The 14,368-nt window shown below is 70.4% G+C and carries 17 protein-coding genes and 1 tRNA gene; 11 read left to right on the top strand and 7 right to left on the bottom strand.

The window, feature by feature from the left end; translation table 11 throughout:
* The first annotated feature begins 39 nt into the window (after positions 1–39).
* Positions 40–113, top strand: a tRNA-Asp gene (locus ABT238_RS04220).
* 387 nt (positions 114–500) lie between these two features.
* Here the strand turns inward: ABT238_RS04220 and bldC are convergent.
* On the bottom strand, positions 501–707 hold the full coding sequence (gene bldC, locus ABT238_RS04225) for a developmental transcriptional regulator BldC (RefSeq protein WP_014137253.1): 207 nt from the start codon (positions 705–707) through the stop codon (positions 501–503).
* Positions 708–1,258: 551 nt separating this feature from the next.
* Positions 1,259–2,161 carry a DUF8083 family protein gene (locus ABT238_RS04230; RefSeq protein ID WP_350560315.1) on the bottom strand — a complete coding sequence of 301 codons (903 nt, stop codon included), beginning with the start codon at positions 2,159–2,161 and terminating at the stop codon, positions 1,259–1,261.
* 257 nt (positions 2,162–2,418) lie between these two features.
* Between ABT238_RS04230 and ABT238_RS04235 the strand changes: the two genes are divergently transcribed.
* Positions 2,419–3,579: a Glu/Leu/Phe/Val dehydrogenase dimerization domain-containing protein gene (locus tag ABT238_RS04235; protein ID WP_502884121.1), complete on the top strand. Its 1,161-nt coding sequence runs from the start codon at positions 2,419–2,421 to the stop codon at positions 3,577–3,579.
* Positions 3,580–3,972: 393 nt separating this feature from the next.
* Positions 3,973–4,230 (top strand): DUF3073 domain-containing protein, encoded by a 258-nt coding sequence (locus ABT238_RS04240; RefSeq protein ID WP_344340094.1) that lies wholly within the window; start codon positions 3,973–3,975, stop codon positions 4,228–4,230.
* A 148-nt stretch (positions 4,231–4,378) separates the two neighbouring features.
* Here the strand turns inward: ABT238_RS04240 and purM are convergent, their stop codons facing one another.
* The 3 genes from purM to ABT238_RS04255 form a co-directional block, all read right to left on the bottom strand.
* Positions 4,379–5,461 carry a phosphoribosylformylglycinamidine cyclo-ligase gene (purM, locus tag ABT238_RS04245; protein ID WP_350560318.1) on the bottom strand — a complete coding sequence of 361 codons (1,083 nt, stop codon included), beginning with the start codon at positions 5,459–5,461 and terminating at the stop codon, positions 4,379–4,381.
* A gap of 78 nt (positions 5,462–5,539) precedes the next feature.
* The gene (gene purF / locus ABT238_RS04250) at positions 5,540–7,123 is read right to left on the bottom strand and encodes an amidophosphoribosyltransferase (RefSeq protein WP_350560320.1); all 1,584 of its coding nucleotides are present in this window, start codon (positions 7,121–7,123) and stop codon (positions 5,540–5,542) included.
* Between the two features lie 231 nt (positions 7,124–7,354).
* Positions 7,355–8,299 (bottom strand): diacylglycerol kinase, encoded by a 945-nt coding sequence (locus tag ABT238_RS04255; protein WP_350755474.1) that lies wholly within the window; start codon positions 8,297–8,299, stop codon positions 7,355–7,357.
* 126 nt (positions 8,300–8,425) lie between these two features.
* Between ABT238_RS04255 and ABT238_RS04260 the strand changes: the two genes are divergently transcribed.
* From ABT238_RS04260 to ABT238_RS04270, 3 genes are all read left to right on the top strand, one after another.
* Positions 8,426–9,709 (top strand): adenylosuccinate synthase, encoded by a 1,284-nt coding sequence (locus ABT238_RS04260; protein WP_350560324.1) that lies wholly within the window; start codon positions 8,426–8,428, stop codon positions 9,707–9,709.
* A 121-nt stretch (positions 9,710–9,830) separates the two neighbouring features.
* Positions 9,831–10,205, top strand: a complete 375-nt coding sequence (locus tag ABT238_RS04265; RefSeq protein WP_350755475.1) for a GNAT family N-acetyltransferase — start codon at positions 9,831–9,833, stop codon at positions 10,203–10,205.
* Positions 10,206–10,243: 38 nt separating this feature from the next.
* A complete protein-coding gene (locus ABT238_RS04270) occupies positions 10,244–11,965 on the top strand; it encodes a recombinase family protein (RefSeq protein WP_350755476.1) in 1,722 nt (573 codons plus the stop codon).
* Between the two features lie 65 nt (positions 11,966–12,030).
* Here ABT238_RS04270 and ABT238_RS04275 read toward each other — a convergent pair whose 3' ends face one another.
* Together ABT238_RS04275 and ABT238_RS04280 are read right to left on the bottom strand one after the other, a co-directional pair.
* Positions 12,031–12,213 carry a hypothetical protein gene (locus ABT238_RS04275; protein ID WP_350755477.1) on the bottom strand — a complete coding sequence of 61 codons (183 nt, stop codon included), beginning with the start codon at positions 12,211–12,213 and terminating at the stop codon, positions 12,031–12,033.
* A gap of 115 nt (positions 12,214–12,328) precedes the next feature.
* Positions 12,329–12,727: a hypothetical protein gene (locus ABT238_RS04280; protein ID WP_350755478.1), complete on the bottom strand. Its 399-nt coding sequence runs from the start codon at positions 12,725–12,727 to the stop codon at positions 12,329–12,331.
* Between the two features lie 87 nt (positions 12,728–12,814).
* Between ABT238_RS04280 and ABT238_RS04285 the strand changes: the two genes are divergently transcribed.
* The 5 genes from ABT238_RS04285 to ABT238_RS04305 are packed head-to-tail and all read left to right on the top strand — an operon-like array spanning position 12,815 to position 14,238.
* Entirely contained in the window at positions 12,815–13,114 is a 300-nt protein-coding gene (locus ABT238_RS04285; protein WP_350755479.1) for a hypothetical protein, read from the top strand.
* Complete coding sequence (locus ABT238_RS04290; protein ID WP_350755480.1) at positions 13,111–13,422, top strand: hypothetical protein; 312 nt, start codon at positions 13,111–13,113, stop codon at positions 13,420–13,422. The genes ABT238_RS04285 and ABT238_RS04290 overlap by 4 nt, the downstream gene beginning before the upstream one ends.
* Complete coding sequence (locus ABT238_RS04295) at positions 13,419–13,889, top strand: hypothetical protein (RefSeq protein WP_350755481.1); 471 nt, start codon at positions 13,419–13,421, stop codon at positions 13,887–13,889. Before ABT238_RS04290 ends, ABT238_RS04295 begins: the two co-directional genes overlap by 4 nt.
* Positions 13,886–14,056 carry a hypothetical protein gene (locus ABT238_RS04300; protein ID WP_350755482.1) on the top strand — a complete coding sequence of 57 codons (171 nt, stop codon included), beginning with the start codon at positions 13,886–13,888 and terminating at the stop codon, positions 14,054–14,056. Before ABT238_RS04295 ends, ABT238_RS04300 begins: the two co-directional genes overlap by 4 nt.
* Positions 14,053–14,238: a hypothetical protein gene (locus ABT238_RS04305; protein ID WP_350755483.1), complete on the top strand. Its 186-nt coding sequence runs from the start codon at positions 14,053–14,055 to the stop codon at positions 14,236–14,238. Before ABT238_RS04300 ends, ABT238_RS04305 begins: the two co-directional genes overlap by 4 nt.
* Positions 14,239–14,368: the final 130 nt, after the last annotated feature.

Here is a 14,368-nt window from a genome sequence, read left to right on the forward strand (position 1 = left end):
CCGGAAGGCAAGCGAGGCGGACGGATCAGGTAACACTCTGGTCCCGTGGAGCAGTTGGTTAGCTCGCCACCCTGTCAAGGTGGAGGTCGCGGGTTCAAGTCCCGTCGGGATCGCCGTAGTCGAGAGGCCCGGAACCGTTTGGTTCCGGGCCTCTCGCGTTTGTCCGGCCGACTCTTTTACCCGGACTAGGTCTAGACCACAAGTGACTTTGCGTGTGATAGTCGTCACCCGCATTTTCGGGGAACCGACCGTTCGGACACCCTTCCCACACGCCACTAATTTAATATGTAAAATTGTACTGCTATTCACAGTAAATCCCCCCCACCTCTTCCCCCTCAAATCGTTATCCGGAGTTCAACATTCCGGATGGATCGCACGAGTACGACAGCTCTGTAGAAGAACTCCGCGAGAGCCGGCCGGAACAAACAAAGGGGCTGCTTACCGGACCCGGCGGAGTCCGGTAAGCAGCCCCTTCGAAAGAGCCTTGAGCGATCGGCCCGTCAGGCCTCGGTGCGCTGGGCCGGAATACCGGCCAGCAGGGCGCGCACCTCCGCCTCACGGTAACGGCGGTGGCCACCCAGTGTGCGGATCGACGTGAGCTTGCCGGCCTTGGCCCAGCGCGTCACGGTCTTCGGGTCCACACGGAACATGGTGGCGACCTCTGCCGGAGTCAGCAGGGGCTCGGCATCGGGGGTACGAGCGGTCATGAGCGGCCTCCTCGGGAGAACCGAACCAGGGCGGTTCTATCCTTCAAATTCTGCACCTTGGCCCGCGATGCCCGAAATGGCATAGACGGGCCGAGTCGGTTATAGGACGAACGGCTTGTCCTGGTGTCTACAACTACACCATCCGTCCAGCCCTATCGACCAAACCGCCAAAATTGACCCCTCACGGGTTCAAGGCCGACGGATGGCGATGGACCACCCCATAACGGGCGGTCACCTTATAGTGACATTAGGTTACGAGGGGACCAGACCGCCCGTTTCCCCGCAAAGCACGCATCGACTGCAGAACCACCCAAAAGTGGGCACGCTCACGTGAAGTTGGGCCGGTTGTCCCATTTTTGCACATAGGGGTGAGTTCGCGTCAACAGTGAGTAGTGTCACGTTCGACAGGTATTGACCCGAACCAGGACCTTGGTCATATGGATCGGGCCGTAGGACTCTTACCCCCTCGACACGCACCATCGACACCCGCCCCGGGCGGCGGTGACGCCTCCTCAGCCCGGCCCGGAGGCGCCCGCGGGCGCCGGCCCGGCTCAGTTCGCGTGGCGCAGCGCCAGCACCTGCCGCCAGCGCCCGGTCAGCGCCTCGTACGCGCGCAGCGCCTCCGCCGCGTCCCCCGCCCGCAGCGCCCGCAGCCCGTCCTCCAGCTCCCCCGCCGAACGGTCCGCCAACAGCCGCTCCGCCCCCAGCAGATGCACCAGCCCCCCGTAGTCCAGTTCCACCAGCGACCGCGGATGGAACTCCTCCAGCCACCGCCCGACCTGCTCCGCCCCCCGCACCAGCTCCCCTTCCGGCACCGCCTCGCGCAGCGCCCGGTACGCCCGGGCCACCCGGCGGCGCGCCTGCGCCATCGGCGTCAGATAGAACAGCGACGCCTGGTCCCCCCGGACCCCTTCCCCTCCTTTCTCCCCCGCCCCTGCGGGAACGAAGCATCGATCCTCGTCCCCGAACGGAAGGAACCACCGCACCGGCACCTCCCAGCGGCTGGTGAGGATCCACGGCCGGGCGTCCGGGTGCTCCGCCCGCCAGCGCTCCCGGTCCGCCTCCGCCTCGGCCCGGGTGGCCGGCGGCAGCGCGGTGTCCAGCAGCGCCACCGGCGCCCCGGCCCGCAGCTCCTCCAGCGCCTGCCAGTTGCGCAGCCTGGTCGCCCACGGACAGATGTACAGCACCCCGTCCACCAGCCGGACGAAGGCCCGCTCGCTCTCCCGCTCGGGCAGCGCCCGCGGGGTGCGGCCGACCAGTTCGGCCAGCGCCGTGCGCTGCTCCGCGAGCGCCGACGCGGCCACCGAGCGGCCCGCCTCCGGCGCGTCCGGGCCGTGCTGCGCCGCGTAGGCCTGCCAGTGCGCCCGGTCGGGTTCCGGGTAGGCGGCCAGCGGCTCGTAGACCCGCAGGTGCGCGGCGTAGGGCGGCAGCACGGAGGTACGGACGACGGTCACGTCCTGCATCGTCGCACGCACCCCCCGTCGCCCGGGAGGGTCCGGGCGCCCGCCACCGGGCGGGCGGCCGGGCGGCGGCCCGTTCGCGGACGCACCCGCGGGACACGAACGGGCTGCTGGCACCCGTTCCCGTCTCACCCCTCGGACAACCGGCCCGAGCTTCGCCAAGGGGGCGGACCCGCGGCGCCCTCGGGGCTACGCTTCGCCCTAGGCGCCCGCATCACAGCAGCGGGCCTCGAGTTACTGGAGTCACCACAGTGACCGACGTACAGACCGCCGCCCCCACGCACTCCGCACCCGGCGTGCTCGGCAGGATTTTCGGCAACTCCCAGGACGGCGCCACCGGCGACGGCCACGAGCAGGTCGTGCTCTGCCACGACCGCTCCTCCGGGCTGAAGGCGATCATCGCCATCCACTCCACCGCGCTGGGCCCCGCCCTCGGCGGCACCCGGTTCTTCCCGTACGCCTCCGAGGAGGCGGCGCTGGAGGACGCGCTCAACCTCTCCCGCGGCATGTCCTACAAGAACGCGCTGGCCGGTCTCGACCTCGGCGGCGGCAAGGCCGTCATCATCGGCGACCCGACCAAGGACAAGAACGAGGCGATGCTCCGTGCCTACGGCCGCTTCGTCGAGTCGCTGCGCGGCCGCTACATCACCGCCTGCGACGTGGGCACCTACGTCCAGGACATGGACGTGATCGCGCGCGAGACCGAGTTCGTCACCGGCCGCTCGCCCGAGCACGGCGGCGCCGGCGACTCGTCCATCCTGACCGCCTTCGGCGTCTTCCAGGGCATGCGCGCCTCCGCCCAGGCCCGCTGGGGCCAGCCCACCCTGCGCGGCAAGCGGGTCGGTGTGGCCGGCGTCGGCAAGGTCGGCCACTACCTGGTCGGCCACCTGGTCGCGGACGGCGCCACCGTCGTGATCACCGACGTCTCCGAGGCCGCCGTCAACCGCGTGCGGGCCGCCCACCCGGAGGTGGAGGTCGTCGCCGACACCGCCGCGCTGCTCCAGGCCAAGCTGGACGTCTACGCCCCCTGCGCGCTCGGCGGCGCCCTCACCGACGACTCGGTGGCCGCGCTGGGCGAGTTCGGCACCGTGATCGTCTGCGGCGCCGCCAACAACCAGCTGGCCCACCCGGGCGTCGAGAAGGACCTGGCCGACCGCGGCATCCTCTACGCCCCGGACTACCTGGTGAACTCCGGCGGCGTCATCCAGGTCGCCGACGAGATCGACGGCTTCAACTTCGAGCGCGCCAAGAACAAGGCGACGAAGATCTTCGACACCACGCTGGAGATCTTCACCCGGGCCGCCTCCGACGGCGTGCCGCCGGCCGTCGCCGCCGACCGCCTCGCCGAGAAGCGGATGCGCGAGATCAGCGCGCTGCGCTCGGTGCTGCTGCCGGGCGCCCGCCGGGGCTGATCCCGGTCCGGCCGGGCCGGGCCCGACCGGTGACGCGCGGGGGGCATCCACATCCGCCCCCCGCGCATCACAATGTGGAACCGGATTCTCGATTCTGCGCCCGATCGGGTGATCCGACGTCCCCCTTCGGGGGATAATCGGTGAGGAAACAACGGACCTGAGACACCTCCGGACAGCGCGCAGAAAGCCGCAAAACCTCCCCTGACCTGGGACGACCTGGTCGCGGGTGCGGCTGGTGCGCGCCACGTCACACTGACGACGTACCGTCCAGCGGCAGAAACAGGTACCGTTGATGCTCCAAGGGACGGTTCTCCCCATTCGGGCAGGCCGCTCCTGATCATGAACACGTGTCAGACTCGGGGCCGTGAGCCCCATCGTTGAGGGGGTCGACCCATGGGGCGCGGCCGGGCCAAGGCCAAGCAGACGAAGGTCGCCCGCGAGCTGAAGTACAACAGCGGCGGGTTCGACGCCAATCGTCTCTCCAGCGAGCTGGGCGTATCGCCCTCCACCTCCCCGATCGAGCCGGAGCCGATCGAAGAGGACGAGGACGACGACCCTTACGCGGAGTACGCGGCTCGTTACGCCGATGACGGCGAGGACGACGACACCGAGTCGGGTACCGGGTCTTCCCAGACCCGCCGTCGCGCGTAGTCTCACAGTCTGACCAGACCGGCCTCGGCGCCCAGTGCGCCGGGCCGGTTTTCGGCGTTCCCGCACGCCCGGCGGCGCGCACCCGGGCAGGACGGCCAAGGCCCCTCCGGCGGCGCCGGAGGGGCCTTGGCGACCCAGCGGGCCGGGCTCAGGCCGTGAAGCCCTCGTAGGCGTTGTAGAGGGCCGCGCCGCCCTCGTGCTCACCCGTGCGCTCGACGATGTCGCCCAGCACCCAGGACTCCACGCCGCGGTCCTCCAGGACCGCCAGCACGGCGTCCACCGAGTGCGGCGGGACGACCGCGACCATGCCGACGCCCATGTTGAGCGTCTTCTCGATCTCCAGGGTGGCCACCTTGCCGACCTCGGCGACGGTCCGGAAGACCGGCAGCGGGGTCCAGGTGCCGCGGTCCAGGCGGGCGTGCAGGCCGTCCGGGATCACCCGGGCCAGGTTGGCCGCCAGGCCGCCGCCGGTGACGTGCGAGAAGGCGTGCACCTCGGTGGCACGGATCAGCGCCAGGCAGTCCAGCGAGTAGATCCGGGTCGGCTCCAGCAGCTCCTCGCCGAGGGTGCGGCCGAACTCCTCGACCTTGCGGTCCAGCTTCCAGCCGGCCTGGTTCAGCAGCACGTGGCGGACCAGCGAGTAGCCGTTGGAGTGCAGGCCGGAGGCGGCCATCGCGATCACCACGTCGCCGGCCCGGACGCGCTCGGCGCCCAGCAGCGCGTCCGCCTCGACCACGCCGGTGCCGGCGCCCGCGACGTCGTACTCGTCCGGACCGAGCAGGCCCGGGTGCTCGGCGGTCTCGCCGCCGACCAGGGCGCAGCCGGCCAGCGCGCAGCCCTCGGCGATGCCCTTGACGATCGCGGCGACCCGCTCCGGGACGACCTTGCCGACGCAGATGTAGTCGGTCATGAACAGCGGCTCGGCGCCGCAGACCACGATGTCGTCGACGACCATGCCGACCAGGTCGTGGCCGATGGTGTCGTGCTTGTCCATGGCGGCCGCGATGGCCACCTTGGTCCCCACGCCGTCGGTGGCCGAGGCCAGCAGCGGCCGCTCGTAGTCCTTGAAGGCGGAGACGTCGAAGAGGCCGGCGAAACCGCCGAGACCGCCGACCACCTCGGGGCGGTTGGCCTTCTTCACCCACTGCTTCATGAGCTCGACGGCGCGGTCGCCCGCCTCGATGTCGACGCCGGCGGCGGCGTAGGTGGCGCCGTTCTGGTTCGTGGTCACTGCGGTGCGGCCCTTTCGGGTCAGGTGGGGGTTGGAACAGCGGTGGGGCCCCGGTTCGCGGGACCCCACCGTGGGTTCTTACGGGCGGCGCAGCGCGTCGGCCGCGCCCGCCCCGCCGAGCAGCGACTGGACGCCGTCCAGGTCGCTGCCGCTGGTCGGCTTGCCTCGGACGGCGGGGGCCTGCTGACCGCCCTTGATCTCGGCCTCCAGCAGGAGCTTGCCGAGCAGCGCCGGGTCCGGCAGCTCCATCGGGTACTCGCCGTCGAAGCAGGCCCGGCAGAGGCGGTCCTTGGGCTGCTTGGTGGCCTCGATCATGCCGTCGATCGAGATGTAGGAGAGCGAGTCCGCGCCGAGCGTGCGGCCGATCTCCTCGATGGTCATGCCGTTGGCGATCAGCTCCGCGCGGGTGGCGAAGTCGATGCCGAAGAAGCACGGCCACTTCACCGGCGGCGAGGAGATCCGGATGTGGACCTCGGCGGCGCCGGCCTCGCGCAGCATCTTCACCAGCGCCCGCTGGGTGTTGCCGCGCACGATCGAGTCGTCGACCACGACCAGGCGCTTGCCCGCGATGACCTCGCGCAGCGGGTTGAGCTTGAGCCGGATGCCGAGCTGGCGGATGGTCTGGCTGGGCTGGATGAAGGTGCGGCCCACGTAGGCGTTCTTCACCAGGCCGGAGCCGTACGGGATGCCGCTGGCCTCGGCGTAGCCGATGGCGGCCGGGGTGCCGGACTCGGGCGTCGCTATGACCAGGTCGGCCTCGACCGGGGCCTCCTTCGCCAGCCGGCGGCCCATCTCCACGCGGGAGAGGTGCACGTTGCGGCCGGCGATGCTGGTGTCCGGACGGGCCAGGTAGACGTACTCGAAGACGCAGCCCTTGGGCTTCGCCTCGGCGAACCGGGAGGTGCGGAGGCCGTTCTCGTCGATGGCGATGAGTTCGCCCGGCTCGACCTCGCGGATGAAGGAGGCGCCGCAGATGTCCAGCGCCGCCGTCTCGGAGGCGACCACCCAGCCGCGCTCCAGCCGGCCCAGCACCAGCGGGCGGATGCCCTGCGGGTCACGGGCGGCGTAGAGCGTGTTCTCGTCCATGAAGACGAGCGAGAAGGCGCCCTTGACCTTGGGCAGGACGACCTTGGCCGTCTCCTCGATGGAGAGGTCCGGGTGGCCGGCGAGCAGCGCCGTCACCAGGTCGGTGTCGTTGGTCGCGGCCGTCCGCCCGGAGCGGGAGACGTGCTCCTCACCGGGCAGTTCGGCGACCATGGCCGCCAGTTCGGCGGTGTTCACCAGGTTTCCGTTGTGACCGAGGGCCAGCGAGCCGTGCACGGTCGCCCGGAAGGTCGGCTGGGCGTTCTCCCAGACCGAGGAACCGGTGGTCGAGTAGCGGGCGTGTCCGACGGCGATATGCCCGTGCAACGACCCCAGCGAGGCCTCGTCGAAGACCTGGGAGACGAGTCCCATGTCCTTGAAGACGAGAATCTGGGAGCCGTTGCTCACTGCGATGCCCGCGGATTCCTGACCGCGGTGCTGCAGGGCGTAAAGGCCGAAGAACGTGAGCTTGGCGACCTCCTCGCCGGGAGCCCAGACACCGAAGACGCCGCAAGCGTCCTGGGGGCCTTTCTCACCGGGAAGAAGATCGTGGTTGAGTCTTCCGTCACCACGTGGCACGCCTTCGAGTCTAGGACAGCCGACCCGCCTCCCCGGCACCCGGGCGGCCGGAGCCGACCGGGTGCGGATCGGTAACGCGCGTAGACAAAACCCCTTACCAGAGGCGGTTTTCGGCTTCCGGGAGCGGCCGGCGAACGCGCCCGGCCTTGCGGTTCGCGCCCGTTGGCGCGTTCCGGGCGCCCACGGCGCTTCGCCGCGGGTTCGCCCGCCGTTCGCCCAACGTGAGCCTGCTCACCCGGCGGCGCCGCCGGCGCGGGGCGGGCGGCCGGCGGGCAGCAGCAGGCCCCAGCAGCCCGGGTGGACCGTCCAGGTGCGGGCCCGGACCGGGCCGACCGGGTGGCCGTCCGCCTCGTAGCCGAAGCCGCGGCCGGCCACCGAGACACTGGCCGCCCGGGCCCTGAGCAGGGCGCCGGGGGCGCGGACCACGATCTCCATCACGCCCTCGCCGGCCGCGTCGCCGGCCGGGAGGGTCACCTGGACCACCCGGACCGGGCGGTGCACGTCGGCGAGCAGCCGGCCGTCCGCCTCGACCCGCAGCCGCGAGTTCCCTCCGGCCGGGCCGGGCTCGCCGCGGCCGGCGCGGCCGTGCGCTCCGGCGGGTGCGGTCCGGTCGGCCGGAGCGGCCCGCGCCGGGGTGAGTACGGTCCCCTGCTCGGCCGCAGCCAGTTTCGCCCATAGCGAACGCCAGCCGCTGGGGCGGCCGGCCGCCCGCCGCGCCCCGCTCGCCGAGATCCGCACCCCGCCGAGCGCCACCCCTCCGCCGTCGTCCACCAGCAGGTCGAGCTTGCGCGCCGTCCCGGTCAGCACCGCCCGCGCGGCCGCCACCGGGGCCACCGGCACGCCCAGGGCGCGGGCCGCCGCCACCTCCTCCGGCCGGCCGACCGGCACCAGGCCCACCGGGTCCGTCCCCAGCTCACGTTGGCGGTAGAGCGCCTGGAGCACCCGCTGGAGCGCGAGGTCGGAACCGATCACCACCGGTCGCCTCCGGCCACGATGCGAAAGCACCCGGTCGAGCTCGGAGGGTGTCTCCGGATAGGCCACCTTGACGTCCGTCCCACCGGAGAGAACGTCCTTCGCGATCCGCACCGACTCGCCGTCCGACTGCCGGGCCGCCGGGTCGAGGAGCAGGAGAAGCGGCTCCGGGCCGCCGGTTGCAGGCGTGGACAGGGACGACACAACCGGTCCTTCCTCAGGTAATCTCTCGGTGCAAGAGCCCCTTGCGCTATTGCGCCAGGGGCTTCGTCTATCTCGGGGCAGACTGCGGCCTACGCAGGATGCCCCAACCGGAAGGGGTGTACGCCTGTGCCGGCACTCGTGCTCGTTGGCGCTCAGTGGGGAGACGAGGGCAAGGGGAAGGCGACCGACCTCCTCGGCGGCTCCGTCGACTACGTCGTCCGCTACCAGGGCGGCAACAACGCCGGTCACACGGTGGTCATCGGCGACCAGAAGTACGCGCTGCACCTGCTTCCTTCCGGCATCCTCAGCCCGAACGTGACGCCGGTGATCGGCAACGGCGTCGTCATCGACCCGGGCGTGCTGCTCTCCGAGCTCAACGGCCTGAACGAGCGCGGCATCGACACCTCCAAGCTGCTGATCTCGGGCAACGCCCACCTGATCACGCCGTACCACCGCACCCTGGACAAGGTCACCGAGCGCTTCCTCGGCAAGCGCCGGATCGGCACCACCGGCCGCGGCATCGGCCCGACCTACGCGGACAAGATCAACCGCGTCGGCATCCGGGTCCAGGACCTCTTCGACGAGTCGATCCTGCGCCAGAAGATCGAGGCGGCGCTGCACGACAAGAACCAGCTGCTGGTCAAGCTGTACAACCGCCGCGCCATCCCCGCCGACCTGGTGCTGGAGGAGTACCTGGGCTACGCGGACAAGATCAAGCCGTTCCTGGCCGACACCACCCTGGTGCTCGACGAGGCGCTGAAGGCCGGCAAGGTCGTCCTGCTGGAGGGCGGCCAGGGCACCCTGCTCGACGTCGACCACGGCACGTACCCGTTCGTCACCTCCAGCAACCCGACCTCGGGCGGCGCCTGCACCGGCTCCGGCATCGGTCCCACCAAGATCGACCGCGTGATCGGCATCCTGAAGGCCTACACCACCCGCGTCGGCTCCGGCCCGTTCCCGACCGAGCTGCTCGACGAGGACGGCGAGGCGCTGCGCCGCATCGGCGGCGAGCGCGGCGTGACCACCGGCCGCGACCGCCGCTGCGGCTGGTTCGACGCGGTGATCGCGCGCTACGCGACCCGGGTCAACGGCCTGACCGACTTCTTCCTCACCAAGCTCGACGTGCTCACCGGCTGGGAGCAGATCCCGGTCTGCGTGGCGTACGAGATCGACGGGCAGCGGGTCGAGGAGCTGCCGTACAACCAGTCCGACTTCCACCACGCCAAGCCGATCTACGAGACGCTGCCGGGCTGGAGCGAGGACATCAGCGGGGCGAAGACCTTCGGCGACCTGCCGAAGAACGCCCAGGCGTACGTGAAGGCGCTGGAGGAGATGTCGGGCGCCCCGATCTCCGCCATCGGCGTCGGCCCGGGCCGAACCGAGACGATCCAGATCAACTCGTTCCTGTAGGCCGCTGTCGTGGGGCCCCGCGGACCGTCCGGTCCGCGGGGCCTCCCTTTCGCCCTCCTTCTTTTGAACTAGCACAAAACTCCATTGCCTCTAGTGCATTCACGGGCTACCGTTCCTGATCATGACCGCGAACCTGCCCGTCCCCGTCACCCTCACCGGCCGCCACGTCCGCCTGGAACCGCTGGACCGCCGCCACCTGTCCGAACTGTGGGCCGCCGTCGGGGCGGACCCCGAGGTGTGGCGGTGGATCCCGTTCGGCGCGCCGGCCTCGGAGGAGGAGCTGGGGGCGATCCTCGACCGCCGGCTCGCCGAGGTGGCGGCCGGGAGCGCCGTGAAGTTCGCCGTGATCGACCTCGCCTCAGGCCGGGCCGTCGGCATCACCGGCTACTACGCGTTCGACGCGGAGGACGAGCTCGTCGAGATCGGCGGCACCTGGTACGCCCGGTCGGTGTGGCGCACCGCGGTCAACACCGAGTCCAAGGTAGTCCTCTCTTAGGGACGCACGTATATGGTGCGATCATCAGAGGGGGTCGCATGGGACTGGACACGTTCATAGGTACGCCTGGGCAGCGGGTGACCTACGAAGGGATGCGGGCAGGCATCTACGCCCGCAAGTCCAACTACGCGGGCAAGAAGAAATCGCTTCACCGGTCGGTTGCCGAACAGCTCGAAGCATCGCATGCAGACGCCGTCCGATTTGGCGTCACGGTCGGCCCGGGCTGCGAGTACGTCGACGACGGCATCTCAGCGTCGCGTTATGGCCGCGGTGAGCGGGACGAGTTCGAGCGCTTGCTCGACGACATCCAGAACCGCCGGCTCGACATGGTGATCTGTTGGGCCTCCACCCGGTTGCAGCGGGACTTGGCGGTCTATGTCCGCCTGCGGGACGCCTGCGCTGCTGCCGGCGTGCTCCTTGTCTACGGCGGTCGTGTCTACGACATGGCGTCCAAGGACGACCGATTTCGGACCGGCCTTGACGCCCTGGTTGGCGAGCGCGAGGTCGACGAGCTTCGAGACAACGTCAAGCGATCACTTCGCGCGAACGCCGCGAACGGCCGGCCGCACGGCCCGACCGCCTACGGGTATCGGCGCGTCTACGACGAGCGCACCGGCGCGTTCATCGAGGTCGTGCCGCACGAGGACGAGGCCCCGGTCGTTCGCTTCATCTGCACCCGGTACGGCGACGGCGACGGCCCTGCCAAGATCAAGCGAGCGCTGGAAGCCAAGAAGATTCCGCCGCCGTCTGACCGGTGGACGGCAAAGCAGGTCGAGCGAGTCGCCTTGGGCCCGACCGGGCATCATCCGATGCACGGCGAGATCCAAGCGGAGGCTACCGCCCGCCTGCTCCGGGACGAGGAAGCGGCAGCGGATATCGCCGCCGACTTCAACAACCGCGGCTTGCCGGCCGTAGTTGCGGAGTGGGCTACGTGGACGATCAAGAAGATTGCAACCGACCCCCGCTATCTGGGTACGCGAGTCAGTCATGGTGTCGCGACCAAAGAGAACGCGTGGCCGGCGCTTATCGACATGGCAACGCACGCACGCTGCTTGGCGATCACTACGAAGCGAGCATCCGAGCGCGAAGGTTCGCGGCCGACGGCGGCGGTGCACTGGCTCTCGGGCATTGGGCGGTGCCACAAGTGCAGCTTCATCTTCTACACCGGCAGGCGTCGGCACCGGACGATCGACCCGAAGACCGGCGAGGGCAAGCAGGTCATCCAGTACAAGTGCAAGACGCCGGCGGCCGGCGAGATCAAGGGCTTTCACTTCTCGCTCGACGTCGAACTCGTCGACAGGCATGTCGAGGGGCAACTGTTTGACTGGCTGTCAGAACCGCGGTGGTTCGCGGCATACCTCGCGGCCGACGAGAAGCGGTCCAAGAAGCACGCCGAGAAGCAGGGAGAACTTGCGATCCTGCGGGCGCGCCTTGATGCGTTCTACAAGTCCGCCGCTGCCGGCGAGACCTCGCCTGCAGCGCTGGCGGCCGTCGAACGCGAGCTCAACCCCAAGATCAAGGAGCTTGAGGGCGAGTTGACGAGGCTTCGGGTTCCTTCGGTCGTTCGGGACATCGCCGTTGGACGGCGTGAGGACGTCGCAAAGGCTTGGAAGCAACTGGACTTGGAGCAGCGGCGCCTCATTGCCAGCACTCTGCTTGATGTGCGCCTCAAGAGCCCCGGGCAGGGCGTTCGGCCCACTGCGGAGACCATAGGACGGTATGTGATCGTCACCCCCAAGGGGATGAAGCTCGCGGCGTAAGGACAAGGCAAGCGGGCCGCACAGCTCACGCTGTGCGGCCCGTTCGGCGTTCGGGGGGGGCGTGATCAACAGCCTTCGTCCTCGATCGTCCTCTCGTCCCCGACAAGGCCGTTCAGGGCGGCCTCAATGGCTGCGGCGCCCGTAGGGGTGATGTGCCGGTCGTCGACTGCGAGTTCGAGCGTCTTAGAGGTTGCGCGGGCGACGGCCGGGGCGCCGGGGTCGAGTCGGGTACGAGTGACCTTGATCATGGAGAGTTCCCCCTTGTGGGCATGCGGCACGCCCAATTCGGACTGACGTACGAATCGGGCGTGCACACATTACCGGCACGGTCGCGGCCCAGTCGAGCACGTTCCGTGACGATCCCTACGGGGTAGTACGTTCCGGAGTGGCCGCCCAGCTCCGCAGTAGCGCCTCAACTTGCGGCATGTCCGCCCGTCGCAGACCGGGGACGTGTGCGACTACCACCGCCGCATCTGGGCTGCTCACGTCAAATGGATCGTCCGCGACCAGCCCGACGTACTGCTCGGCGGCGGCCGCCTGCACCTCCCGCACGGGCCGGCCGAGCGCGGCCGCGGCTGCTCTGATCACCCATGGGGCGATCTTGACCATGTCACCCTGAGCAATCTTCCACAGGGTGTTGTGGGTGAGGCTCTGGCCCGTCTGCGGGTCGGTTGCCCGCTCTGCGAGCTTCCGCCATGTCATCCCGGGTGCCTCGTTGGCCTCGCGCACCATGTCGGCGAACGGCGTGGATTCCCAGGTCATGTCTCATCTCCGTTCGTGTCTCGTTACGCGAACACACCCATTGAAGCGCACATGAGGACGGTTTACCCAACCAGGAACTTCGTTGACGTGCAGAATCAGCCGACCTACGGTCGTAACTGTCTCAAAACGAAGACAGCTCGGTTGGCGCATCTGGCGCGGCTTCACTCCCTGCTGTCTTCGTTCTACAACAGCGTAGAGGGGGAGCTGATGTCTGACTTCGACCACACCACCCCGCCGGCTCAGGTGCAGGGGTGGCCCGATCCCACGACCGAGCAGCTCTCGATCGTCGCGCGCATCCTCGGCCCACACGTCCTGAGGGCACGCGCTGAGCGGCTAGCAACCGAACAGGCATCGTCGCAGCGCTCCGTCGGCCGGGTGGCGGCATGAACGCCTCGACGGCCGCAGCAGGCGTGGTGGAGTTTCTCGGGCCCCCGCCGGCGGCGGAGTCCAAGCACAGCCGGATTGCGGCGGCGCTTCGGGCCCGGCCGGGTGAGTGGGCGGTCGTCCAGCGCGCCACCACCATTGCGCGTGCGGCGAGTGCGGCGCAGGCCATCCGTTCGGCGAAGCTCGCCGCCTACGGACCAGCCGGTTTGTTTCAGGCGGTCTCGCGGACCGTGGACGGGGAGCACCGGGTGTACGCCCGGTTCGTTGGGGACCAGCGCCGGCCGCCGGTGGTCGGTGGTGGTGCCCAGTGATCCGGGCCGACCTGCACCCGGACGGGTACACCGTCCGCCTCGACGTCACGGACGGGGCCGAGCGCCTGCTCGACCGGGTCGCGCTCGCCTACGCGGCCGACGAGCAGCTCGTCGGCGAGCTGCTGCGCGAGCTCGCCGCGGCCGCCGACCACCACCGCGCCAGGAAGGCCGACCCGTGCGCCGACGACGTCGCCCTCGACTGGTCGGGCGCCGCACTGGATGCCGCCCGCGCGCGGGCCCGGGCCGGGGTGCGCGGCGCGCTGCTGCGCTGGGCCCACCGGCGCCGCCGCGGCGGGGCGCTGCTGCGTCGCCGGGCCGCGCTGGTCGACGAGCTGCCGGGGCCCGACGGCCTGCTCGCCGCCGACCTGTCCTACCGGGCAGCGGCCGAGCTCGGCCGCCGGCTGCAGCAGCTCGCCGAGCGCACGGTCGCCGGTCGACACCTAATCGAACTGGAGTACGGATCATGACTGGCCGGCGGTGGTGGTTGGCCGCTGCCACCAGCGCGCCGGACGTCGACCAGGTGCGCGGCCTGTGGCGCGCGGCGCGGGCGGCGGGTGAGCCGCGGTGGTACCTCGATCTGATCGCACGGATCGGCCGGCAGACCGCCGCCGGGCCGTCGAGGGCCGGCTCGTGAACGCGCGGCCGGCCGTCGAGGGCCGGGTCGAGCGGCCGGTGCAGCTCGCCCTCGACGGCAGCGCGCAGCCGTACCCGACCACCCCGCCGCCGGTGCGCCCGCGACCGCGGCGCCGGCCGGTGGTCGAGGCCGTCGTCGACCCGGTGCCCGGGCAGCTCGACGCGCTCGCCGACGGCTCGTGAGTCCGTTCTGCGGTGCCGGCCGGGGCCCATGCGGCAGGCCGGCCCGCCCGTACCCGTGTGGGCCGCGCTGCGCCGCCCACTCCCCCGCCGCTGCCTCCGGCCGCGCCGATCCCCCATCTACGCCCAACAC

Source organism: Kitasatospora sp. NPDC001527 (genome assembly GCF_040298605.1).
Lineage (GTDB): Bacteria > Actinomycetota > Actinomycetes > Streptomycetales > Streptomycetaceae > Kitasatospora.